This is a genomic window from Streptomyces sp. NRRL WC-3618, assembly GCF_001280005.1.
In the GTDB taxonomy this organism is placed as follows: Bacteria; Actinomycetota; Actinomycetes; order Streptomycetales; family Streptomycetaceae; genus Streptomyces.
Window position 1 is genome coordinate 1 of sequence record NZ_LGDW01000024.1, and the last position, 24,286, is coordinate 24,286.

The following is a 24,286-nucleotide window of genomic DNA, read 5'->3' on the forward strand; positions in this document are numbered from 1 at the left end:
TGCACAGCAGCCTCGGCTATCGCAGTCCCGCCGAATACGAGACCGCACTCGCAGCCTGACCACCACACCGATGGTGTCCGTCAAAGCGGAACAAGCTCATAGCGCCGGCCACTCGGTCGGCAATACCCCGCTTCTTCAGTGCTGCACGAAGATCCTTATGCAGCGCAGGATCCGGAATGGGAGGGACGCGTCGGAGAGGCTTAGACAGCTCAGTCCGCTCGCCGTTAACGAATGGCTCACCGTTACTCGGAGTGCTAGGTGCCACGGGAGGGCCTCCTTCAAGGCTCCCATCACCGCGGAAGTCGCTCCTCCGCGGAGTATCACTCGCGGGAGCCAGACACACCGAACCAGCCCTCGCACCCACACTCGGCAGATCCGGCCCGCTTCAGTGGGAGCGGCGAGAACACATCCAGTACTGCGCTAGTCCGGCCTCGCGCTCAGAAGATGGCGATGGGGGTGGGCCTCGCTGTCCTTCCCGAGAAGTCGGTGCTTCCAGGAAGGGCGCAGTCATGCGCGCCTCGCGTCACTGCACAGGAGTGTCAACGGCCACAGCAGGAGCGCGCAACCCAAATGACCTAACTGGCAATAGAATTGACGTACCAACAGGTAACCCAGTAGCGCGTGCTCGGCACCAGAGCAGTCCCTGCCCACGACGGGCGCCTGGTGCGGCCGGACAACAGTCGACCTGGTGGCCGTGCTGTTCGCATGGCCCGCGGACCGGGGGCCAAACGGGGGGCCAAACGGCATGAACGACCGCCGACGGTTGTGGACACCCATGGACGATGACCGGGACCAACGCACAAGTCAGCGGGGCGCTCGGGCAGTTCAGACAGGGTACTGATCGCGTTCGGGAGCAAGCGGTCCACGAGCAAAGTAGGGTGCGCACGCGGGAGCCGCCGGCCACGGTCTGCCTATCCGTCTGCAAGAGAAGGACATGCTGGCGCAACGTCGTGCTGGCAGCGCGCTAGCAGGTCACAGGTTGCCCACACGCCGGTGAGTCGAAGTCGTACTTGCGAGCGACCCTAGCTCTCGCTTTCGAGCCTTACTGCCGCCCCTCGTGAACGCGCAGATGCGTTGCAGCCGAGCGGCTGCCGTCGGCATGACGAAACACCTCGGGCCCCGAGCCTGTTGCGCTTGGCAATGGCCTACATGGGTCATAAACCTGCCAGAACGAGTCTTGAGCGGTCCTTCAGGGCTTGCGTCGCCCCCGACACTCCGTCGACTCCAACATTCACTCGTTCGGGTGGACTGGCGTGACTCCCGTGTCCGCCATCTCGACCTTCCGTTGAACTGGTGTAACCGAATCAAACACGAAACGCGTGAAACACCCCTAGCCCGCCCTCCAGGGCGGAGGACGGGCCAAGGATCAACGGGCAGAACGGGAGGTCAGGTCGCGTGAACCATCTGACGTACCTTGACCTTCACCCACAGGACAATCTGCGGCGCGCGAAGGGCAACGCTCAAAGCTGCCGTGAGGGTGGCCGACGGGAAAATGGCTTCCCAGTGGCCCACGCTCTCGAAGGCAACTTGCTCAAACCATGCAGCGCCGCCCACAACCCCGAGAATCGCATCAGCGACCGGGGCATGAGCGCGACCACCGCGTACGTTGCGGCGGTCGCGGCCAGCCGGGTTGCCCCGCTGGCCTGCAGAGGTGGTCTTCATGGGTCTCCTCTGTTGTCGCGCGGCACCCTCTCCTTCATCTCACTTCTTGGCCGGAGGGGATCAAGTGATGAGGGTGCCGCGGTGGCAGGACTCGAACTGCGTCCTACCTACGTCAACAATTCCAGCCTTGCGAGGGTCACGCGATTGGCCGCACCTTCACCCTCAAGAGTGACCCCTCGGTTGACGAGGTTCACACGTCACACGCAGTGGAGCGGTTGCAGTCTGACCGGCTCGTCTGCGATCTAAGGTGGAACTTCGGGGGGCCAAACGGGGGGCCAAACGCGACAGCAGCACTCAGACAGCCCCGGACGGCGATGGACAACAGCGGAGTCAAACGGGCTGGCCAGTTCGCTTACTCCGAGGCTGCAAGGTGCCTCATCGCGTTCGGGACGAAGAGGTCGTGGTCTCAATTGTGGTCTCAACGGCCGCCCGGTCCAGGGTGATCCGCTGAAGTCCACGAACGTCCGGCCGCCCCTCTGAACAGGCATGTGAGTCCCATGGTGGACACCGGTGGACACCCACGGACCAAGATCGGACAACTTGTAATGCGTAGGTCATCGGTTCGAATCCGATAGGGGGCTCAGGTGTAAAGCGGCTGGTCAACAGCCTAGCGCGACGGCCCCTCACCAAGATCACGGTGAGGGGCCGTACACATTTAGTACACGTCACTTTGATCGCTAAGCGTCGGTGAGCGACGCATCCGCCAAAGCAAGTGCGACCTTCCGCCCGACATCGAGTGCGTCCGCCACCTCGTCGAGCCGGTCAGGGGACAAGTGCCCGTAGACGTTCAACGTCATGGACGCATCCTTGTGGCCGAGCATGAGCTGAACGACCTTCACATCCGCGCCGGCCGCGATGGCGAGTGAGGCGGCCGTGTGCCGCAACTTGTGCGGCGTGACTCCCATGCCCTCCAGCCCTGCATCCTTCACGGTCGGATCGAAGACCCTCGACCGGAAGTTGGCGTACCGCAGAGGCCCGCCCTCAGGCGCGCTGAACAACAGATCGTCCGCGCGCTTCCCCATGGCCATACTGCCCAACTCGTCAGGAAGCCGAGCCGCGGGTCTGTGTCGGTACCGGCAGGGTCTGGGTGATGGGCCTGGGGCTGCCTCGGCGCCGGTACGGCCCGGATCACGGACCCGGGCCCGCCCCCGGCACCACCGGGAAGCCGAGTCCCGGGCCCGCCCCGGCACCGGCACCAGCTCCGCGGAGTGTCGTGCGGGTGCCCCGCACCGGTCCGGGGCGGCACGGCAGAGTTCCGGCCGTGCCGTCCACCGGCACACCCGCTCCCCGTACCCCGTACCCCGCGCTGGAATTGAGCCCATCCGGCGTGGCCCGCAGGAGGACCGACAGATGAGCATCCACACCCCGGAACCGGCGACGGACGCGCCCCGCGCGTACGACGACGACATCCGGCTCCACTTCGAAGCACAGCGCCTGTACAGCCGGGAAGCGCAGTTCCTCGACCAGCACCGCTACGCGGACTGGCTGGAGCTGTTCACCGAAGACCTCCACTACTGGGCGCCGGTGCGCACCAACCGGCTGCGCCGTCAGCAGGCACTGGCCGACGGGGCGCCCGGCGAAGTGGCGATCTTCGACGAGACGAAGGCGAGCCTGGCCTGGCGGATACGCCGCTTCGACTCCGGCATGGCCTGGGCCGAGGACCCGCCGTCCCGGACCCGGCACCTGATCACCGACGTCATGGTCCGCGCGGCCGACGAACCCGGGGAGTACATCGCCGAGTCGTCCTTCCTCTGCTACCGCAACCGCCTGGAACGCGAGGTGGACCTCTACGCGGGCGGCCGTACCGACCTGCTGCGCCGCGCCCCGGACGACGGGCGCCTGCTGATCGCCCGCCGCACGATCCTGCTCGACCAGAACGTCCTGCTCGCCAAGAACATCAGCACCTTCCTGTGAACCGGAGAACCCACGTGTCCCCTACCGAGACCGAAGAACCCAAGCTGGTCGAGCACCTCGTGCACACCCCGCTCGGGGACATGGCGGTCAGCGAGAGCGGCGCCGGGCCGGCGCTCGTCATGCTGCACGGCGGTGGCCCCGGCGCGAGCGCGGTCGCCAACTACCACCAGAACCTGCCCGCGTTCACCCGGCACTTCAGGGTGGTCCTCCCCGACCAGCCCGGCTTCGGCGGCAGTTACCGCCCCACCGAGGAGGACCTGGACGTCCGCAGCATCACCGAGATCACCGTGGACGCGCTGGTACGGACCCTGGACGCGCTCGGCATCGACAGCTTCCACCTGCTCGGCAACAGCCTCGGCGGCGCCGCGGCCATCGCCACCGCCCTGGAGATCCCGGACCGGGTGGAGAAGCTGGTCCTCATGGCGCCGGGCGGCGGCTGGCTCCCCTTCGGCCCCACCCCCACCGAGGGGCAGAAGGCGATGTTCCGTTACTACAACGGCGAGGGCCCGACCCTGAAGAAGATGCGGGACTTCATCGGCGTGATGACCGCCGAGCCGCGCCGCTGGGCGGACACCGCCCAGGCCCGCTACGAGGCGTCCCTCGACGAGTCCCACATCGCCTTCTACCACCGCTACAACGCGGCCTTCGCGAAACGGCACGGCATGGACCCGTTGTGGCAGCGAGTCCACCGGATCAAGGCGCCCACCCTCCTGCTCTGGGGGCGTGACGACCGGACGATCACGCTGGACGGCGCCCAGCTGATGCTCAAGCAGATCCGGGACGTCCAACTCCACGTGTTCGGCGGCTGCGGTCACTGGGTACAGATGGAACGGCAGGCCGAGTTCGAGCGGCTGGTCACCGACTTCCTCAAGGAGAACTGACAGTGCGCCGGGGGTGGTTGGAGGGCGACGTCGCGCTCGTCACGGGGGGAGGTTCCGGTATCGGCCGGGCCGTCGCCCTGCGCTACCTCGCCGAGGGTGCCCGGGTCGCCGTCATGGGCCGGGGCGCCGCCCAGCTGGAGGAGGTGGTGAGCGCCGCCGGTGAACTCGGCGACCGCGTGCTGCCCCTCACCGGTGACGTACGCAGCCCGCAGGACATGCACCGGGCGGTCGAGGCCACGGTGGCGCACTTCGGCAAGCTGGACGTCCTGGTGCCGAACGCGGGCATCTGGGACTACCACCGCAGCGTCACCCGGTTGAACGGCGAGGAGCTGGCCGAAGCGTTCGACGAGCTGTTCGCCATCAACGTCAAGGGATACCTGCTGGCCGTCGAGGCCGCCTGGCGCGAGCTGGTCGCCACCCGCGGCAGCATCGTGATGACCCTGTCCAACGCCTCCTTCCACACCGACGGCGGCGGCTCCCTCTACACCGCGAGCAAGCACGCCTGCCTCGGCCTGCTGCGCCAGTTCGCCTTCGAACTCGCACCGAAGGTCAGGGTGAACGGGGTGGCCGTGGGCGGCATGCGCACCCAGTTGCGCGGTCCCGAGAGCCTCGGTCTGCAGGACCGCACCCTCGCGGCGTCCTTCGCCAGGAACGAGGCCGCCGAGGCCGTCTCGGGCGAGAGGACACCGCCCCTCATCCCGCTGTACGACTCCAGCGTCGAGCCGGAGGACTTCACCGGTCCCTACGTCCTGCTCGCCTCCCGCACCGACAGCTCCACCATCACCGGTGCCGTGATCCCCGCCGACGGCGGCATCGCCGTACGCGGTTTCCGTGCCCCCGCCGGCGGGTCGGTTCTGTGACCCGAACCGGTGAACCCCTGCCCTGAAGCCCTCGTAAGGAGCCGACGCCATGGTCGCCGTCGACATCAGTCCTGCCGCCGCGCTGTACCGAAGAGCCCTGTACCCCGGCCCGCCCGCCGTGATCTACGAGGACCGGGAGATCCTCGCGGACGAACTCGCCCGTACCGTACGTGAGTTCGCCGCCGGGCTGTCCGCGCACGGGCTGCGGCGCGGGGACCGGATCGCGTATCTCGGCTTCAACAGCCCGGCGTTCCTCGTGACCCTGTTCGCCGCGGCCCACCTGGGTGCGGTCTTCGTCCCGGTCAACTTCCGGCTGGCCGCCGACGAGGTCCGGCACATCCTGAACGACTGCGGCGCCCACACCCTGGTCGTGGAGGAGGGGCACCGCGAACTGGTCGCCTCCGTACGGCAGGACGTTCCCGCCCGCAGCCTGGTGCTGGTCGACACCGACCCCGAGTGCCCTGCCACGCCGGAGCCGGACCCCGCATGGACGCCGCTGTCCGCGCTGCACGGCGCGCACCGCCCCGTACGCGAACCCGTCGCCCTGTACGAGGGCGACCTCGCGGCTCTGATGTACACCTCCGGAACCACCGGACGGCCCAAGGGCGTCATGCTCACCCACGGCAACCTGTGGTGGAACGCCGTCAACGTGGACTCCGTCGTGGACACCCGCGCCGACGACGTCAACCTGGCCGTCGCCCCGCTGTTCCACATCGGCGGCCTCAACGCCCTGACCCTGCGCACGCTGGTGCGCGGCGGCACCGTGATCCTGCGCCGGGGCTTCGACCCCGCCCGCTGCCTGGAGGACCTCGTCCGGTACCGGGTGAACACCTTCTTCGCGGTTCCCGCCATGTACGCGGCGCTGGCCCGCACGCCGAGGTTCGCCGAGAGCGACCTGAGCGCCCTGCGCTCGCCGATCGCCGCCGGCGCCCCGGTGCCGCCGCAGCTGATCCGGGACTACGACGCGGTGGGGCTGCTGCTCCAGCAGGCGTGGGGACTGACCGAGACGGCCCCGTTCGCCACCTACCTTCCGGCCCCGCTGACGTCCCGGAAGACCGGATCGGCCGGGCTTCCGATGCCGTACACCGAGATACGGCTGATCGACCCGGTCACCGGCGCCGAGATCGACAGCCCGGACACCCAGGGCGAGATCTGTGTCCGCGGCCCGAACGTGGCCGTCGGCTACTGGGACAACCCGGAGGCCACCCGGACGGCGTTCGACGACCGGGGCTGGTTCCGCACCGGCGACATCGCCTACCGGGACGAGGACGGCTTCCACTACATCGTGGACCGGCTGAAGGACATGATCATCAGCGGCGGCGAGAACATCTATCCGGCGGAGGTCGAGCGGGTCCTCGTGGAGCACCCTGACGTCCTGGACGCCGCCGTCGTCGGTGTACCGGACCCCAAGTGGGGCGAGACCGTCCTGGCCGTCCTGGCCTGCAGGCCAGGCGCGCGGCCCACGGTCGAGGAGGTGCGCGAGTTCACCGGCCGTCATCTGGCCCGCTACAAGCTCCCCACCCGGGTCGAGGTCGTCGAACGGCTGCCGCGCAACGCCAGCGGCAAGCTGGACAAGCCGGAACTGCGCCGCCAAGTGACCGCACGGCCGGCCGTCCCCACCCCCTGACCCCCTGACACCGCACCCCGGCACCCCGCTGCCGGGGCCCTCGACCCCAGGAGCGGCACCGTGGCCCCTTTCTCCGACTCCGTGCCGATGTCTGAGCTGCCCGCCCTCGACGACGGCTGGGCTCTGCGGCCGGCCGGCCCCCGGGCGCACACGTACCTGGCCTCCCGCGGCGACGGTCCCGAGGCGTTCACGGTGGGCGTCCGGCGCGTGTGGCAGGACCCGTTGCGGGCCGCCTACCCCATCGGCGCGCACGACATCGCCGTACGGCTGGACCCGTCCGCGCCGGACTGCGCCGCCGGACTGCTGCGGGCGCTCGCACCCGCCCTGTTCGTCGCCGACCCGCGCTGCCGCCGGATCGTCGCCGCGCCGCACGAGGACGACCCGCGCACCCAGCGCGTCCTGGCGGACGGCGGCTTCCGCCGTGTCGCCGAGGCGGATCTGCCCGGCGGCCCGGTCGTGCTGTTCGCCGCCGAACCTCCGCACATCGCGGGACTGTCCACAGCCCTCGACGACATGCCCCACTGAGCTGAACCCCGTGCCGCAGCGGGCCGGAAGCCGCCTCCCCAGGCTTCCGGTCCGCTGCCGTGCTGTGACCCGTGACCTTCGTGCTGCCCAGCGGCACAGCGGTTAGGGCAGGTGGGCGGTCCGGGGCGACGGTTGACGGGTGCTTGCTGCAATCGCCATTTCCCAGAGCGCCACCGAGCCGTTGTCGGGGCTGGTGCTGCGCGACGTACCCGAACCCGCCCCGCGGCCGGGCTGGTCACGCGTCCGCGTGATGGCCTCGTCGCTGAACATGCACGACCTGTGGACGCTGAAGGGGGTGGGGCACCCCCCGGACCGGCTGCCGATCGTCCTCGGCTGCGACGCGGCCGGCTACGACGAGGACGGCAACGAGGTCATCGTCCACCCCGTGCTCGGCGACCCCGACGCGGGCGGCGGCGACGAGACGCTCGACCCGGACCGCGCGCTGCTGTCCGAGCGCCACGACGGGGCGTTCGCGCAGTACCTGACCGTCCCCACCCGCAACCTGGTGCCGAAGCCGGACTGGCTCTCCTTCGACGAGGCCGCCTGCCTGCCGGTCGCCTGGACCACCGCCTACCGCATGCTCTTCACCCAGGCCCGCATCATCCCCGGCGACCGGGTGCTCGTGCAGGGCGCGGGCGGCGGCGTCGCCTCCGCCGCGATCCGGCTCGCGGTGGCCTCGGGCGCCGTCGTCTACGCCACCAGCCGCAGCGCCGACAAGCGCGCGGAGGCCGTCTCCTGGGGTGCCCGGGCCGCCGTGGCCCCCGGCGAGCGGATACCCGAGCGGGTGGACGTGGTGATCGAGACGGTCGGTGAGGCGACCTGGCAGCACTCGCTGAAGGCGCTGCGCCCTGGCGGCACCCTCGTCATCGCGGGCGCGACGAGCGGCATGAACCCGCACGCCGACCTCGGCCGGATCTTCTACCTCCAGCAGCGCGTCCTCGGCTCGACCGGCGCCACCCGGTCCGAACACGTCGCCATGCTGCGCCTGATGGAGGCCACGGGGGCCCGTCCGGTCATCGACCGCACCCTCCCGCTCACCGAGATCCACAAGGGCTTCCAGCTCATGATCGACGGTGCGCTCACCGGGAAGCTCGTCATCCATCCGTCCGGCCGGAACTAGGGAGCCGCCATGACCGCAGCAGCCGTGGGGCTGTCCCACTCGCCCCTCATCGGCAAGAACGACCCCGCCCCCGACGTCCTGGCCCGGGTCGAGGAGGCGGTCGCGGGCGCACGGGAGTTCGTCCGCGCCTACGACCCGGAGCTGGTCGTCCTCTACGCCCCGGACCACTACAACGGCTTCTTCTACAAGGAGATGCCCCCGTTCTGCCTGGCCACCGAGGCCCACGCGGTGGGTGACTTCGGCACACCGGCGGGCCCGCTGTCGGTCGACACCGCCGCTGCGAAGGCGCTGGCCCAGGGCGTCCTCGACCGTGGGGTCGACCTGACCGTCTCGGCCCGGATGACCGTCGACCACGGCTTCGCCCAGCCCCTGGACGTGCTCTTGGGCGGGATCGACCGGGTGCCGGTGGTGCCCGTCTTCGTCAACGGCGTGGCCACCCCGCTCGGCCCGGTCGCCCGCGTCCGGGCGCTCGGCACCGCGCTCGGCGAGGCTGCCGCCGTACTCGGCCGCAGGACGTTGTTCCTGGCCTCCGGCGGCCTCTCCCATGACCCGCCCGTACCGGTCCTGGACGGTGCGCCCCCCAAGGTCGCCGACGCGCTCATCGAGGGCCGGCCGCCGACCCCCGAGCAGCGGGAAAGGGGCGAGCAGCGGGTGGTCCGGGCGGGCCAGGAGTACGCCGTCGGCACGACGTCGATGATCCCGATCAACCCCGACTGGGACAACCGGTTCCTCGACCACTTGGAGAAGGGCGAACTCGCGCAGTTCGACTCCTGGACCGTCGCGGGCATGGCGGAGGAGGGCGGCGGCTCCGCCCACGAGGTCCGCTCCTGGATCGCCGCGTTCGCCTCCCTCGCGGCCACCGGGCCGTACGAGACGACCTCCCGCTTCTACGAGCCGATCCCCGCGTGGATCGCTGGATTCGCCGTGGCCACGGCGCAGGGACGGTGACCGGCATGACAGTCGACCGGCACGCGGTCGCACGGGCCGCCGCCCGGCACGACGCAGTCCTCGCGGAGGCCCGCCCATGACCCGCCCCCTGTACATCCAGGACGTCACCCTGCGCGACGGCATGCACGCCATCCGGCACCGCATCGACCCAGCCGACGTCGGCCGCATCGCCGCCGCCCTCGATGCCGCCGGTGTCGACGCGATCGAGGTCGCCCACGGCGACGGCCTGGCGGGCGGCTCCGTCAACTACGGGCCGGGCAGCCACACGGACTGGGAGTGGATCGAGGCAGCCGCAGCCCACCTCACCCGCGCCACCCTCACCACCCTCCTCCTGCCCGGCATCGGCACCATCGCCGACCTGGAGCGCGCCCACTCCCTCGGCGTCCGCTCGGTGCGCGTCGCCACCCACTGCACCGAGGCCGACATCTCTGCCCAGCACATCGCCAGGGCCCGCGAACTCGGCATGGACGTCTCCGGCTTCCTGATGATGAGCCACATGGCCCCGGCCGCCGAACTCGCCGCGCAGGCCCGGCTGATGGAGTCCTACGGCGCGCACTGCGTGTACGTCACCGACTCCGGCGGACGGCTCACCCTGGACGGCGTGCGCGAGCGGGTGCGCGCCTACCGCGACGTCCTGGACTCCCGCACCGAGGTCGGCATCCACGCGCACGAGAACCTCTCCCTCTCGGTCGCCAACAGCGTGATCGCCGTGCAGGAGGGCGTGACCCGGGTGGACGCCTCCCTCGCCGGACAGGGCGCCGGCGCGGGCAACTGCCCCATCGAGGCGTTCATCGCGGTCGCCAACCTCCAGGGCTGGAAACACGGTTGCGACCTGTTCGCCCTCCAGGACGCGGCCGACGACCTCGTACGGCCGCTGCGGGACCGGCCCGTCCAGGTCGACCGGGAGACGCTCACCCTCGGCTACGCGGGCGCGTACTCCTCGTTCCTGCGCCACGCCGAGGCCGCCGCCGGGCGGTACGGCGTCGACGCCCGCACGCTGCTGCTTGAGGTCGGCCGGCGGGGACTCGTCGGAGGCCAGGAGGACATGATCGTCGACATCGCGCTCGACCTGGTGGCGGGGGAGACGGGCTGACGACCGCCTCCGCACAGCCCTCTGCGGTCCGGATCACTTCCTGATCCGGACCGGCCGGCCGTGCCGCTGTGCTCTGCCGTGCCGCTGGGCGGAACGAGCGCATGACGCGGCGAGATTCGAGGTCATTTCCTGGCAGCAGCCCAGTGGCAGGTTCTCCGTCCACTGTCCTGGCGCGCTGGACAAGGATCCCCGCACGTTCCTCAGCACCGACGGGAGCTCACCCATGACCGAATCGCCGCAAGGGACAGGCATGTCCGCGACACAGCAGGGGGGCTGCTGATGCGTACCAGGACACCGGCCGTCCACCTTGTCGCCGACGACGCTCCCCCGGTCCCGCTCCTGCTCCACCGGAGCGAGAACCCCTGGGGTGCGAGCCCCAAGGCGGTGGAGGCGGCACGCGCCGAACTGCTGCGCGTTCACCGCTACCCCGACCCGCAGCACACCGCGCTCATCGACGCCCTCTCCTCTCACCACCGTGTCACGACCGACAGGGTCGCTGTCGGCAACGGCGTGGACGAGATCATCATGATGCTGGCCCTCGCGTCGCGGGACCTGGGCCGCGCGGTGATCAACGAGGCCACCTACCAGGGTTACGTGAAGAGCCTGACGGCGGTGGGCCTGCGGGTCGCGCAGGTCCCCCTCGAAGACCACCGCGTGGGCCCCGCGGCGCTGGTCGAGGAGATGCACAAGGGCCCGGCCCTTGTCTTCGTCTGCAATCCGCACAACCCTGCCGGGACCGTCCTGGACGCCGACGCCGTGCGGAGTCTGTGCGAGACGGCTCGCGCCACCGGATCGCACCTCGTCCTCGACGAGGCGTACGCGGAGTTCGCCGACGACTCCTTCGCCTCGGGGCTGCCGTGGGCGCGGGAGGGGAGCGGCGTCAGTGTGCTGCGGACGCTCTCCAAGGCGTACGGCCTCGCCGCGTTACGCGTGGGTGCGCTGATCGCCTGCCCCGACGTCGTCTCCCGCATCGAGACCGTGCAGGACGCCATGCCATATCACGTGAACCGGCTCGCGCAGGCGGCGGCCTGTGCGGCTCTGGAGGACCAGGAGTTCCTGGAGCAGACGCGGGTCCGCATCGCCACGGCGCGCAGGGCGCTGTGCAGTTCCCTGGACCGGCTCGGCATCACGTACCTGCCCTCGCAGACCAACTTTGTCACCGTGCATCTGCCCGGGAGCGCATCCCGGATCGCCCAGCAACTGCTCGCCGACCACGTCCACGTGCGGGACGCCTCGGACATGGGCATGCCCGGCTGGATGCGGATCTCGGTCGGCACCCCCTCCGACGTCCTCGTCCTCGTTCGCCGTCTCGAAGCCGCCCTCGCCTCTTATCGCTGAACAGAACACCGACATCGCTGAACAGAGACGTCGCTGAACAGAACAGAGAGGAGCCCCCGGTTCTCCGAGGGCTCCTCTTCTTGCGTCCTCTTCTCGCGTCCGCCGTGCCTACTTCTTCCGGGCCAGGTTCACGCCGTCGCCGATCGGGATCAGCACGTGCTCCACCCGGTCGTCCTCGTGGACACGGGCGTTGAACGCGCGGATGCCCTGCACGTTGGTGGCGTTCTCCTCGGGGTCGACGACCTGTCCGTGGTGGAGGGTGTTGTCGGCGAGCAGCAGACCGCCGGGACGGATCCGCGGCACCAGCTCCTCCCAGTACTCGACGTAGTCCTCCTTCTCGGCGTCGATGAAGGCGAGGTCGAACTGCGGCTCCATCGGCAGCGCGCGCAGCGTGTCCAGCGCCGGTCCGAGTTTCAGGGTGATCGTGTCGTCCAGCCCGGCACGCTTCCAGTACCGCTGGGCGACCGAGGTCCACTCCTCACTGATGTCGCACGCCAGCAGCGAGCCGCCGGGCCGCAGCCCACGGGCCATGCAGAGGGCCGAGTAGCCGGTGAAGCTGCCGATCTCCACGATCCGCTCGGCGCCCGAGATCTGGACGAGGAGTGTCATGAACGCCCCCTGCTCGGGGGCGATCTGCATGAAGTTGTCGTCAGGGAAGAGCTTTTCGGTCTCGTCCGCGAGGTCGCGCAGGATCTCGTCCGGAGCGGTCGCGTTCGCCGCCACGTACTCCTGGAGCTTCGGGATGAGGGAATCCGTTGTCCGCGTCATGCGCTCCAGCCTCATCAATTCCCCGAGCCGTGGAAATCCCATGTGCCGCAGAACGGCACATCGGGATGACGTGTGAATGTCCAGAACATTTCCTGGTACCGGTGTCGGCCGCGTCAGTGATAGGAGCCCGGTCATTACCGCATACAGGCAAGAGACAGGCATGTCCGCGGCGCAGCGTGCCGATCTGATCCGCCCGTTGCCCGAGCTGCTCGCCAGGCACGCCGCGCTGCGCGGGACCAAGGTCGCGTACTCCGACGAGCGGCGGGCCGTGACCTACGGGGAACTGGAACGGCGTACGGCCCGGCTCGGCGGCCACCTGGTCGCCCTCGGCCTGCCGCGGGGCGCGCGGGTGATGCTCCTGCTGGGCAACCGCGTGGAGATGGTGGAGGGCTACCTCGGCGTCAACCGCGCCGGCTGCGTCGGCGTGCCGGTCAACCCGCATTCGTCCGACGCGGAACTCCTGCACGCGCTCACCGACAGCGACGCCCAGGCGGTGATCACCGACACCGCGCACGCCGACCAGGTCCGCGCGCTGCTGCCGGCCGGGCCGCGCCACCTCATCGTGGTCGGCGGGCACCCGGACACGCTGTCGTACGAGGACCTGCTCGCCCGCGAGCCGGCCGCCTCGGCCCGCGACGACCTCGGTCTGGACGAACCGGCCTACCTTCTCTACACCTCGGGGACGACGGGCCGCTCCAAGGGCGTCCTGGTCGCGCTGCGCGCCGTGCTGTGGAACGCGGCCAACTGCTACGCCCCGCTCATCGGACTGTCCGAGGCGGACACGCTGCTGTGGCCGCTGCCGCTGTTCCACACCTTCGGCTACAACCTGTGCGTGATGGGCGTGCTCTCGGTCGGCGCCACCGCCCATGTGGTCCCGGGCTTCTCCGCCGCCGAGGTCCTGCGCGAACTGAACTCCCGGCCCTACACCTTCCTGGTCGGCGTGCCGACGGTGTACCACAACCTGCTCCGGGCCGCTGAGACGGAAGACCTCAAGCTGCCCGAGATGCGCGTGTGCATCATCGCGGGTGCGGTCACCTCGGCCGCGTTCGCCGAGTCGTTCGAGGCCGCGTTCGGCATCTGGCTCACCGACAACTACGGCTGCACCGAGATGAGCGGGCCGATGGCCACCATGCGGCCGGGCGGTGAGCGGGTGCCCGGTTCGTGCGGTCTGCCGGTGGCCGGCCTCGACCTGCGGGTGGTGGACCCCAACACCGGCGTCGACGTGCCGACCGGCGAGGTCGGTGAGATCTGGGTCAGCGGCCCGAGCGTCATGCTCGGCTACCACAACCTGCCGGAGGCCACGGCGGCGGCGATCCAAGACGGCTGGTACCGCACCGGCGACCTCGCCCGCCGCAACGAAGACGGCTACCTCTTCATGTCCGGCCGCCGCAACGACGTGATCATCCGGGGCGGGGAGAACGTGCACCCCAGCGAGATCGAGGCCGTCCTGAGCCGGGTGCCCGGGGTGCGCGACGCGGCGGTGACGGGACGGGACGACGAGGAGCTCGGCCAGGTCCCGGTGGCGCTGGTGGTGCCAGGACCCTACGGGGTCGACTGCGCGGAACTGTTCGCGCGCTGCCGCCGGGAGCTGGCCTACTTCAAGGTGCCGGTGGAGATCCGCGCCGTGACCGCGCTGGCGAAGACGGCCACCGGCAAGATCGTGCGCCAACCGCTGACCGAGCTGCCCGGCCGGCTGCTCGCGGTCACCGGCCACCACGACGGCCTGCACCTGATAGGCGCCGACGGGGAGCCGGCCCTGCTCCCGGCCACCCAACTGCCCGCAGTCAGCCCGCTCGACGGCCGCGACGTGGCCCTGACGGGAGACGCCGGTGACCTCGCGGACCTGATCGCCCACCACCTCGTGGCCGGTCACCAGGTCCGCGCTGTGGGGCTGGACGGCACGGAGCACGGCGCCACGGTCACCGTCACCGGCTCCACCGTGACGATCACCGTCGACGGGGCCGCTCCCACCACCCTGGTGCTGGCGGACGGGCTGACCGGCCACCGGATCCGCAACGCCGTGGACATCGCGCTGAGTCGGCCGGGCAGCACGCTGGTCGCGGCCGTCCGGTCGGCGTCGGCCGCCGGCCCCGACCGGCTGCCCGCCAGGGCGGACCTGTCCGGGCTCACCGGGACCGATCTCGACCAGAAGCTCCTCGGCCTGGTCGCGGACGAGGTCGCCGAAGTGCTGGACGGCACCGGCGGTGTCGAGCCGGACCGGGCCCTGCGTGAGTACGGGCTCACCTCGGTGGGCGCCGTCCGGCTGCGCGACCGCATCGCCGCCGCCACGGGGCTGCGCCTGGCCACGACCCTCGCCTTCGACCACCCCTCGGTACGGGCGATCGCCCGGCATCTGCGGGACCAGCTCACCGGCGCGCCCGAACTCACCGGTTCACTCGACCCCCGGGCCACAGCCGCAACCGACGATGATCCTGTCGTCCTCGTCGGTATCGGCTGCCGCTACCCCGGCGGGGTCACCTCCCCCGACGAGCTGTGGCAGATGGTGGCCGACGAGGTCGACGCCGTCGGCGCATTCCCGGACGACCGGGGCTGGGACCTCGACCGGCTCAGCGGCACCTCGCACACCCGGTGGGGCGGCTTCCTCCGTGAGGCGGCCGACTTCGACCCCGCGTTCTTCGGGATCTCGCCCCGTGAGGCACTGGCGATGGACCCGCAGCACCGGCTGCTGCTGGAGACCTCCTGGGAAGCGCTGGAGCGCACCGGCATCGACCCGACGTCCCTGCGCGGGGCCCGGGTCGGGGTGTACACGGGGCTGATGAACCAGGACTACGTCACCGACACGGATCGGGTTCCCCGCGAACTGGAGGGCTACGTCGGCACGGCCACGGCCGGCAGCGTCGCCTCCGGGCGGATCGCCTACGTGCTGGGGCTGCGCGGTCCCGCGCTCAGCCTCGACACCGCGTGCTCCTCGTCGCTGGTGGCCATCCACCTCGCGGCGCAGGCCGTCCGCCGGGGCGAGTGCGAGCTGGCGCTGGCCGGCGGGGTGACCGTCATGGCGACACCCCGGACGTTCGTGGAGTTCAGCAGGCAGGGCGCGCTGTCCGAGGACGGCCGGTGCAAGGCGTTCGCCGCGGCGGCGGACGGCACCGGCTGGGCGGAGGGCGCCGGGGTGGTCGTCCTCGAACGGCTGTCCAGCGCCCGCCGTGCCGGGCATCCCGTGCTGGCCGTGATCCGGGGTTCCGCGATGAACCAGGACGGCGCGTCCAACGGCCTGACGGCGCCGAACGGGGCGGCCCAGCAGGAGGTGATCCGGCTCGCCCTGCGGGACGCCGGTCTGGCACCGGCCGACGTGGACGTGGTCGAGGCCCACGGCACCGGCACCCGGCTCGGCGACCCGATCGAGGCGGGCGCGCTACTGGCCGCCTACGGGCAGGGCCGCGACACCCCGCTCTGGCTGGGCTCGCTGAAGTCCAACATCGGGCACGCCCAGGCCGCCGCCGGGGTCGGCGGTGTCATCAAGGTCGTCCAGGCCATGCGGCACCGCACCCTGCCGAAGACCCTGCACGTGGACGAGCCGTCGCCGCACGTCGACTGGGCGTCGGGAGACGTCCGGCTGCTCACCGAGAGCATGCCGTGGCCCGAGCGGGACCGGCCGGCGCGCGCGGCCGTCTCCTCCTTCGGGGTCAGCGGCACCAACGCGCACCTGATCCTGGAGGCACCACCGCAGTCGCCCGCGCCGACGGCCGCCGACGAGCCGCCCGTCGTCGCGTGGACGCTGTCGGGCAGGACGCCCGAGCGGCTGCGGGACTGGGCGGCCCGGCTGCTCCCCGTGGCTGGGGAGGCCGCGCCGGTGGACCTCGCCCACTCCCTCGCGGTGTCCCGAAGCCACTTCGCCCACCGCGCTGTCGTCATCGGCGGCGACCGCGAAGAACTGCTGGCCGGGGTACGGGCCGTCGCCGAGGGAACGCCGGCGCGGAACGTGGTCCTCGGAGCGGCGGACACGGAGGGCAAGACGGTGTTCGTCTTCCCGGGGCAGGGCACCCAGTGGGTCGGCATGGCCGCCGGCCTGATGGACGAACCGGTGTTCGCCGCGTCCCTCTCCGCCTGTGAACGGGCGCTCGACCCTCACGTGGACTGGTCGCTCACCGAGGTGCTGGCCGGCGGCGCCGACCGCCTGGAGCGGGTGGACGTCGTGCAGCCCGTGCTGTTCGCGGTGATGGTGTCGCTGGCCGCCCTGTGGCGCTCCCGCGGCGTCGAACCGGACGCGGTGCTCGGTCACTCCCAGGGCGAACTCGCGGCGGCGTGTGTTGCGGGCGCGCTGACGCTGGAGGAGGCCGCCCGCGTCGTCGCGGTGCGCAGCCAGGTCATCGCCGAACTCGGCGCCGGCGCCGGCATGGCGTCGGTGACCGCGTCGCGCTCGCAGATGGAGTGGCTGTTGGAGCGCTGGCCGGACCAGCTCTGGATCGCCGCGTTCAACGGCCCCTCCACCACCGTGGTCGCCGGTGACGACCTGGCGATCGACGGGCTGCTCGCCGAGTGCGCCCTGGACGGCCTGCACGCCCGCCGTATCCGCGTCGGCTACGCCTCGCACTGCCCGAAGGTGGAGGAGCTGCGCGAGGAGCTGACGGCCCGGCTGGGGGAGGTTCGTACCACCGAGCCGTCGGTGCCCATGTACTCCACGGTGGATCTGGACTGGGTCGGCGACTCCACGCTGACCGGCGCGTACTGGTATTGCAACCTCCGGCAGCCCGTGCGGTTCCAGCAGGCCGTCGAGCGACTCGTCGACCAGGGGTTCCGGGTCTTCGTGGAGTCCAGCTCGCACCCGGTGCTGACCTCCGCGATCGAACAGATGCTGGAGGAGGGCGGCACGACCGGGGTGGTCACCGGGACCCTGCGCCGCGACGACGGCGGCCTCGGACGGTTCCTGACCTCCGCCGCACAGCTGTACACACGCGGGAGGGACGGCGTACGCCTCGCCACCGGCACCGGGCGGCCCGCGCCCCTGCCGACCACACCGTTCCAGCGGCAGCGGTTCTGGCTCACCGCGACCGCCTCGGAAGGAGTGAGGACCGGCCACCCGCTGCTCGGCAAGTTCACCGAGGCCGCTCGCACCGGTGCGTTCGTGGCCGGCGGCCGGGTCGCGCCGGCCGAGCAGCCGTGGCTGGCCGACCACGCGGTGAACGGTACCTGCGTCCTGGCCGGCACCGCCCTGCTCGACCTCGCCCTGCGCGCCGCACACGGCGCGGGCACCGGCGTCGGCGAACTGGTCATCGAGGTGCCCCTGGCCCTGTCCCGGCAGGGCACGGCGGAGCTTCAGGTCGTGGCGGACCCGGCCCTGTGCACGGTCGAGGTGTTCAGCAGGTCCGAGCAGCCCGGCGGCCCGTGGCGACGCCACGCCCAGGGCGTCCTGTCCGCCGAAGTACCGCCCTCGGCCGGGGCGTTCCCCACCCCCCTGCCTCCGCCCGACGCCGAGGACATCACCGTCGACTACGCCTCGCTGGCCGGACGCGGCTACGAGTTCGGTCCCGCGTTCAGGGCGCTGCACGGGCTGTGGCGGCGCGGCGAGGAACTGTTCGCCGAACTGCGGCTGCCCGACGAGGCACCCCTCGGCTTCGCCGGCCCCGGCCTGCACCCCGTCCTGGCCGACGCCGCCCTGCACGCCCTCGCCCTCACCGAGGAGCGCCCCGACGGCCACGTCGGCCTGCCCTTCGTCTGGCATGACGTGTGGGCCGGCGACCGCCACGCCCCCCACGCGTACGCCCACCTGGTGCCGAGCGGTCGGGACGAGTACACCGTCACCATCGCCACCACCGACGGCGAACCGTTCTTCCGGGGAACCCTCGGCGTCCGTACGGTGGCCCTGCGCGAGCTGACGGGCGCGGTGCCGACGGACTCGGTGTACCGGACCCGATGGACCGAACTCCCCGCCCCGGTGGCGGCACCCGCGCCGAAATGGGCCCTGCGGGGGACCGACCACCTCGGTGTGCCCGTCGACCCGGTCGAACTCGCCGACGCCGACGCGGCCCTGTACGTCCCGCCACTCGACGACGTCCGGGCGGCGGTGCTCGACACGCTGTCGCACCTCCGGCGCTGGCTGGAGGCCGACCGTCCGGCCGCCGTCCCGCTCGTCGTGCTGACCCGCGATGACGACCTGGCCCACGCGGCGGCGCGCGGCCTGGTCAGGTCGGCGCAGTCCGAGCACCCCGGACGGTTCCTGCTGGCCGAGACGGACGACGACTCCCGTTCCTCGGCGCGACTGGCCGATATCGTCGCCGCCGGACGGCCCCATGTGCGCATCAGCGAAGGACGGCTCCAGGCACCGGAACTGGCCCGGGTCTCCCCGGGGCGCGGCGCCCGACCGGACCTCACCGGCGGCACCGTGCTCATCACCGGGGGCACCGGCACTCTCGGATCACTGCTCGCCCGGCACCTGGTGACCGAGTACGGCGTCCGCGGCCTCCTGCTCACCAGCCGCAGGGGAGCACGGGACGCCGGTCCTCTGCTCACCGAACTGACCGGGCTGGGCGCCGAGGTCGACATCGTCGCCTGCGACGTCGCCGACCGCGACAGCCTCGCCGCCGCCCTCGATCGGGTGCCCGCCGGGCGCCCGCTGGTCGGGGTCGTGCACGCGGCCGGGGCGCTCGCGGACGGCGTGCTGACCGGGCTGACCTCCGAGCAGGTGGAGCGGGTGCTGCGCCCCAAGGTCGACGGTGCGCTGAATCTGCACGAGCTGACCAAGGGCACCGACCTGGCCGCGTTCGTGCTGTTCTCCTCACTGGCCGGGGTGCTCGGCAGCGCAGGGCAGGGCAACTACGCCGCCGCGAACGCGTTCCTGGACGCCTTCGCCGTACGCCGCAGGGCCGACGGGCTGCCCGCGCAGTCCCAGGCGTGGGGCATGTGGGAGGAGATCTCCGGGATGACCGAGGTGCTGCGGGAGACCGTCCAGGACGGCGGCTCTCCCGACGACACCCTGCCCCTGCCCACCGATTTCGCGCTGGCCCTGTTCGACGAGGCGCTGCGGCAGGACGACGCGGCCCTCACCCTCGCCCGGTTCGACATCGCCAGGCTGCGCACTCGCGGGGCACCCCCGTTGCTGCGCGGCCTCGTGCCCGCCGGTCCGGCCCCCTCCGTACCCGTCGTACCCCTGCGCGACCTGCCCCCGGCCGAGCGGGCCGGGCGGCTGCTGGCCGAGGTGCGCGCAGCCGCCGCCGACCTCCTGGGCCACCGGGACGCCGAGGCCGTGCCACCGGACCGGAGCCTGATCGAATCCGGCCTGGACTCGCTCACCTCGGTGGCACTGCGCAACCGGCTGAGCGCCCTGACCGGGCTGCGGCTGCCGGCCACGTTCGTGTTCGATCACCCGATGCCGCAGTCCCTGGCCGATCACCTCCTGCGGATGCTGACCGCCCCGGCGAAGGCGAGCACGTGAGGACGCCCCGGCTGGACCCCAGATTCTCTATGGAGGTTGTGATGTCCCAAGACACGCAGGACACGATGGACCTGAACGGCTTGCGGGTCCTGGTGACCGGGGCGGCCGGCGGGCTCGGCCGGGCCCTGGCCGAGTCCCTGCACGCGGCGGGCGCGCACCTGGTGCTCACCACGCGGACCGCCGACTCACTGCCCGGCGCCGCCGCCGGCCTCGACGGGCCCGCCGAGGTCGTCACCGCCGTCGCCGACGTCCGCAACGACGCCGAGCTGGTCGCGGCCGTCAAGCTGGCCACCGAACGGCTTGGCGGGATCGACGTCCTGGTCAACAACGCCGGTGTGCCCGGACCGGCCGGACCCGCCTGGGAGAACTCCCCGGCCGAGTGGCGGCACACCCTGGAGGTCAATCTGGAGGGCCCCCTGGCCGCCTGCCGCGCGGTGCTGCCCGGCATGATCGAGCGCGGCCACGGGCGGGTCGTCTCGATCTCCAGCCACGCGGGGCACACCCGCTGGCCGTACGTCAGCGCCTACTCCGTCTCCAAGGCGGCGGTGAACAAGCTCACCGAGAACCTCGCCATCGAGCTGCTGCCGCACGGGATCACCGCGTTCAGCTACCACCCGGGAATCGTGGACGTCGGCCTCGGAGCGATCGAGCCCGGCACCCGGGACAGCGACAACCCCTGGGAGCGCCGCCTCGCGTCCTGGCTCGACGCCCAGCGCGAGGCCGGCCGCTACGTCCCGCTCGACGAGGCCGTCGCCAACCTGATCCGCCTGATCCGAGGCGACGCCGACGCCCTCACCGGCCGCTACCTGACCTACGAGGACGACATCCAGTCCCTCGCCGCAGCCACCGGACGCGCCTGACGCCGCGCCGGGCGAGCGCGAGCCTCGGCGACTCCTGCAGTGCTTGATCAGGTTCATGTGGGTTGTGCTTGTCGTTGCGTGAGCGTTGCGTGAGCGGACGGGACGACACGAGCCGACATGAGCCGACATGAGACGGACTGGCGAACCTTCCGGACGCATTCTGGCCAGGTGGTCTTGGATACAGAAGACACATCCAGAATCACACGACAAGCTTTGGCAGGACTTGTCATGCATAGGTCATCGGTTCGAATCCGATAGGGGGCTCAACTGCCCAGGTCGGCTCCGTGCTGACCTGGGCTTCTTTGTGTTCGCGGGGCCCTGAGCGTGGGTGTGGGTGGCCTGGTCAGTTGTGGCGTAGGTGGCGGGCGATTTCCAGGTCTGTTTGGTCCAGGGGGTCGCCGTCCTTGAGGGTCCACAGGGCGTTTTGGAGTACCCGGGCGAGGGTCCATGCGCGTGCTCGTTCGCGGTCCAGGGACAGGGTGGCTGTCAGGGCTTCGAAGCGCCAGGTGATGTCGGCTGCGTCGAAGCGGTTGTTGAGGGCCGGCCAGAGGTCGAAGCCGGGGTCTCCTGCCAGGGGTTTGGGGTCGATGGCCAGCCAGTGGGCGCGGGTGGCGGCCAGGACGTTTTCGTCGTGGAGGTCCCAGTGGAGGAGGCGGTCGCCGGGTTCGGGGGCCACTTCGCGCAGGGCCGCCGCGCAGTCCTCGAGGAGGGTGCGGGCCTCGCGGTCCGGTATGTGACGCAGTGCCTGGGGTGCCCGGTTCAGCATTCTCGCCGCGATGTCGGCGAGGCGGCGGATGCCGGGTGGGGCCGGTACGGCCGTGAGGTGGGCCAGGAGGTCGGCGATGATCAGGGTGGCTTCGTGGGCGTCTGGGTGGTGGGACAGCATTCGGGTGTGGTCGAGGCGTTCCAGGAGCATCGTTCCCGTGGTGGGGTCGTGGTCCAGGAGGTGTACCGCGTGGTCGCCGTTCCAGCGGCGGAGGGCGGTCGGTTCGCCTTCGCTCTCGTCGTCCAGGAGCTGGAGTTTGAGGACGGCCGGGGTGTCGTCGGCACGCAGGACGGGCACGACGAGGGCGGTGACGCCGTGCATGGCGGGGCCGTCCACGCGTAGGTTCCAGCCGTCGAGGAAGTCGGCGGTGCGCGCGGGGAGTGCGGTGATGAACGCGCGGCCGGCCTCCCCGTTGTACTTGAGCTGTGTGGCTGCCAGTTCGTCGGGGACGCGGATGCGGATCACCTGGCGAGGGTATGTGCAGGCGTAAATTTGTGGCATGCGATTTTCGGTGGCTCCGCGTGGGGTGTGGGCTTACGTTCGCGGTGCTCCGGGCACGTACGTGTGGCTGCTCGTTCTGTTCTTCACGACTGTCGCCGTGCACCACATGTCGGCGGAGTTCGAGCAGGAGTTCCTGCGGCAGCGGTCGACGAACATCAATGAGCTGTCGGACCATCCGGTGCGGGTGTTGATCTCCAGTGCGATGTGGATCGACGGGTGGTGGACTCCGTACCTCGTGCTGTATTCGGTGTTTCACGCGCAGGTCGAGCGGTGGTTGGGGACCGTGCGGTGGCTTGTCGTGTGGGTGAGTGCGCATGTGCTGGCGACGTTGGTCAGTCAGGGTGCGGTGTGGCGGGCGATCCGGGACGGTTCGGCGCCGGCGTCGGCGGCGGACACGATGGATTTCGGGGTGAGTTACGGGCTGGCGGGGGTGGTGGCCGTGCTGACGTATCGGATCCCTCGGCCGTGGCGGTACGGGTATGCGGTGGGGGTTGTCGCGGTGTACGGGGTTCCGCTGGTCGTGTCGCGGACGTTCACCGATCTCGGGCACTTCACCGCGGCGGTGGTCGGGTTTGCCTGCTGGCCGTTGACGCGGGGGCAGAGGCGGGGTCCGAAGGCCGGGGGTGGGGAGCGGTCGGCTCGGGTGGAGCGCTGGGGAGCCCGGCGGTAGGGGGCTGGTTATGGCTCCAGTACGACCTTGCCGGTCGTGGCGCGGGTTTCGAGGGCGCGGTGGGCGGCGGCTGCTTCGGCGAGGGGGAAGCGGTGCACGGCTGGGGTCAGTCGGCCGGTGGCCGCTTCGGTGAGGGCGCGGAGTTCCAGGGTGCGGAGGGGGTTGGGGCCGCCCGTCTTCGCCAGCATCGCGGGGCCGAGGACCTGTTGGGTCAGGCCCTCGACGAGGAAGGGGCCGCCGTTGTGGATGCCTTGGCCGGACCAGCCGAAGACGAGGTGCTGTCCGGTGGGGGAGAGGAGGGCTGCGGCCTCGCGGGCGATGTCGCCGCCCACGCCGTCGAAGACGACGGTGGCGGGCCGTCCGGCGAGGTGGGCGCGGACCTTTTCCGGCCAGGCGGGATCCGTGTAGTCGACGGCGAGGTCGGCGCCGTTCGCCGCGACGAGGGCGGTCTTGGCCGGGCCGCCGGCGAGGCCGATCACGGTGGCGCCGGCGTGTCGGGCGTACTGCACGAGCAGGGTGCCGATGCCGCCGGCGGCGGCCGGGACGATGGCCACGGAGTCGGGGCCGAGGTCGGCGAACTGCAGGATGCCCATCGCCGTGCGGCCTGTGCCGATCATGGCGACGGCTTGGGAGAAGTCGAGGCCCGCCGGGATCTCGTGCAGGCGTTCCATGCCGGTGACGGCGAGTTCGGCGTATCCGCCGGGCTGGAAGCCGAGGTGGGCCACGACGCGTTTGCCGAGCCAGAGGCGCGGGGTGCCCTCGCCGAGGGCGTCGACGGTGCCGGCTACCTCGCGGCCGGGGATGGTCGGCAGTCGGGTGGGTTCCGGGGCGGGGCCCGGGCCTGTCATGCCCTCGCGCAGGGCGGTGTCGAGGAGGTGTACGCCGGCTGCGGCGACGGCGATGCGGACCTGGCCGGGGCCGGGAGTCGGGTCGTCCACCTGTTCGGGGGTGAGGTTCTCGGCGGGGCCGAAGGTGTGCAGGCGGATGGCGCGCATGTGGGGTCCCCAGGGGTGGTGTCGGGGGGGGGTGAGGCGCCGGGGGGCGCGTCGGGTGGTGCCTCGGGTGTCCTCACTCTTCAAGCTCAAGCTTGCTTGAGGTCAAGGGGGTCGGGGCGGCGGCCACCTGGTCGCTCGCCGGGTAGACGCCGTCGGCGCGTTCGGTCGCGGGTCGGTCGCGCCAGTCGTCGAAGGCCAGGTCGAGTAGTTCCTCGGCGCGGGCGACGCCTTCGGCGCGGGAGGCGTGCGGTGCGATGCCTTTCTGCTTTCGGCTACGGCTGGTTGAGGGGGGAAGGTGGGATGGGGGTGGCGGAGAGTGCGTTTTCGCAGGTCGGGGGGATTGTCAGTGGTGGGGTGCAGGATGGGGG

General features: G+C 71.2%; 17 protein-coding genes. 12 read left to right on the plus strand and 5 right to left on the minus strand.

Going from position 1 to position 24,286, the window contains the following annotated elements; all coding sequences use genetic code 11:
* Positions 1-1,386 precede the first annotated feature (1,386 nt).
* Both ADL01_RS44490 and ADL01_RS40945 read right to left on the minus strand, forming a co-directional pair.
* Positions 1,387-1,662: a hypothetical protein gene (locus ADL01_RS44490; RefSeq protein WP_159049447.1), complete on the minus strand. Its 276-nt coding sequence runs from the start codon at positions 1,660-1,662 to the stop codon at positions 1,387-1,389.
* Between the two features lie 677 nt (positions 1,663-2,339).
* A complete protein-coding gene (locus tag ADL01_RS40945; RefSeq protein ID WP_234354491.1) occupies positions 2,340-2,684 on the minus strand; it encodes a tyrosine-type recombinase/integrase in 345 nt (114 codons plus the stop codon).
* Between the two features lie 328 nt (positions 2,685-3,012).
* Here ADL01_RS40945 and ADL01_RS04085 point away from each other — a divergent pair, with 328 nt between their 5' ends.
* From ADL01_RS04085 to ADL01_RS04125, 9 genes are all read left to right on the plus strand, one after another.
* Complete coding sequence (locus ADL01_RS04085; RefSeq protein ID WP_078960312.1) at positions 3,013-3,576, plus strand: 3-phenylpropionate/cinnamic acid dioxygenase subunit beta; 564 nt, start codon at positions 3,013-3,015, stop codon at positions 3,574-3,576.
* Between the two features lie 14 nt (positions 3,577-3,590).
* Positions 3,591-4,457, plus strand: a complete 867-nt coding sequence (locus tag ADL01_RS04090; RefSeq protein WP_053740485.1) for an alpha/beta fold hydrolase — start codon at positions 3,591-3,593, stop codon at positions 4,455-4,457.
* Between the two features lie 2 nt (positions 4,458-4,459).
* Complete coding sequence (locus tag ADL01_RS04095; protein WP_053740486.1) at positions 4,460-5,317, plus strand: SDR family NAD(P)-dependent oxidoreductase; 858 nt, start codon at positions 4,460-4,462, stop codon at positions 5,315-5,317.
* 49 nt (positions 5,318-5,366) lie between these two features.
* On the plus strand, positions 5,367-6,944 hold the full coding sequence (locus ADL01_RS04100) for an acyl-CoA synthetase (RefSeq protein WP_053740487.1): 1,578 nt from the start codon (positions 5,367-5,369) through the stop codon (positions 6,942-6,944).
* A gap of 87 nt (positions 6,945-7,031) precedes the next feature.
* Positions 7,032-7,469: a GNAT family N-acetyltransferase gene (locus ADL01_RS04105; protein WP_159049448.1), complete on the plus strand. Its 438-nt coding sequence runs from the start codon at positions 7,032-7,034 to the stop codon at positions 7,467-7,469.
* A 139-nt stretch (positions 7,470-7,608) separates the two neighbouring features.
* Positions 7,609-8,589, plus strand: coding sequence for a zinc-binding dehydrogenase (locus tag ADL01_RS04110; RefSeq protein ID WP_053740489.1), 981 nt, complete (start codon positions 7,609-7,611; stop codon positions 8,587-8,589).
* A 9-nt stretch (positions 8,590-8,598) separates the two neighbouring features.
* Positions 8,599-9,537: a 3-carboxyethylcatechol 2,3-dioxygenase gene (locus tag ADL01_RS04115; RefSeq protein WP_053740490.1), complete on the plus strand. Its 939-nt coding sequence runs from the start codon at positions 8,599-8,601 to the stop codon at positions 9,535-9,537.
* Between the two features lie 76 nt (positions 9,538-9,613).
* Positions 9,614-10,630, plus strand: coding sequence for a 4-hydroxy-2-oxovalerate aldolase (dmpG, locus tag ADL01_RS04120; RefSeq protein WP_053740491.1), 1,017 nt, complete (start codon positions 9,614-9,616; stop codon positions 10,628-10,630).
* A gap of 279 nt (positions 10,631-10,909) precedes the next feature.
* Entirely contained in the window at positions 10,910-11,968 is a 1,059-nt protein-coding gene (locus tag ADL01_RS04125; protein ID WP_053740492.1) for a pyridoxal phosphate-dependent aminotransferase, read from the plus strand.
* Between the two features lie 108 nt (positions 11,969-12,076).
* Here the strand turns inward: ADL01_RS04125 and ADL01_RS04130 are convergent, their stop codons facing one another.
* Positions 12,077-12,736: an O-methyltransferase gene (locus tag ADL01_RS04130; protein WP_053740493.1), complete on the minus strand. Its 660-nt coding sequence runs from the start codon at positions 12,734-12,736 to the stop codon at positions 12,077-12,079.
* A 160-nt stretch (positions 12,737-12,896) separates the two neighbouring features.
* Between ADL01_RS04130 and ADL01_RS04135 the strand changes: the two genes are divergently transcribed.
* Positions 12,897-20,126 carry a type I polyketide synthase gene (locus ADL01_RS04135; protein ID WP_053740494.1) on the plus strand — a complete coding sequence of 2,410 codons (7,230 nt, stop codon included), beginning with the start codon at positions 12,897-12,899 and terminating at the stop codon, positions 20,124-20,126.
* 41 nt (positions 20,127-20,167) lie between these two features.
* Positions 20,168-20,986 carry an SDR family oxidoreductase gene (locus tag ADL01_RS04140; protein ID WP_063783449.1) on the plus strand — a complete coding sequence of 273 codons (819 nt, stop codon included), beginning with the start codon at positions 20,168-20,170 and terminating at the stop codon, positions 20,984-20,986.
* 343 nt (positions 20,987-21,329) lie between these two features.
* Here the strand turns inward: ADL01_RS04140 and ADL01_RS04145 are convergent, their stop codons facing one another.
* A complete protein-coding gene (locus tag ADL01_RS04145) occupies positions 21,330-22,217 on the minus strand; it encodes an aminoglycoside phosphotransferase family protein (RefSeq protein WP_420719681.1) in 888 nt (295 codons plus the stop codon).
* Between the two features lie 34 nt (positions 22,218-22,251).
* Between ADL01_RS04145 and ADL01_RS04150 the strand changes: the two genes are divergently transcribed.
* A complete protein-coding gene (locus tag ADL01_RS04150) occupies positions 22,252-22,923 on the plus strand; it encodes a rhomboid-like protein (RefSeq protein ID WP_053740496.1) in 672 nt (223 codons plus the stop codon).
* A gap of 8 nt (positions 22,924-22,931) precedes the next feature.
* Here ADL01_RS04150 and ADL01_RS04155 read toward each other — a convergent pair whose 3' ends face one another.
* A complete protein-coding gene (locus ADL01_RS04155; protein ID WP_053740497.1) occupies positions 22,932-23,918 on the minus strand; it encodes a zinc-binding dehydrogenase in 987 nt (328 codons plus the stop codon).
* Positions 23,919-24,286: the final 368 nt, after the last annotated feature.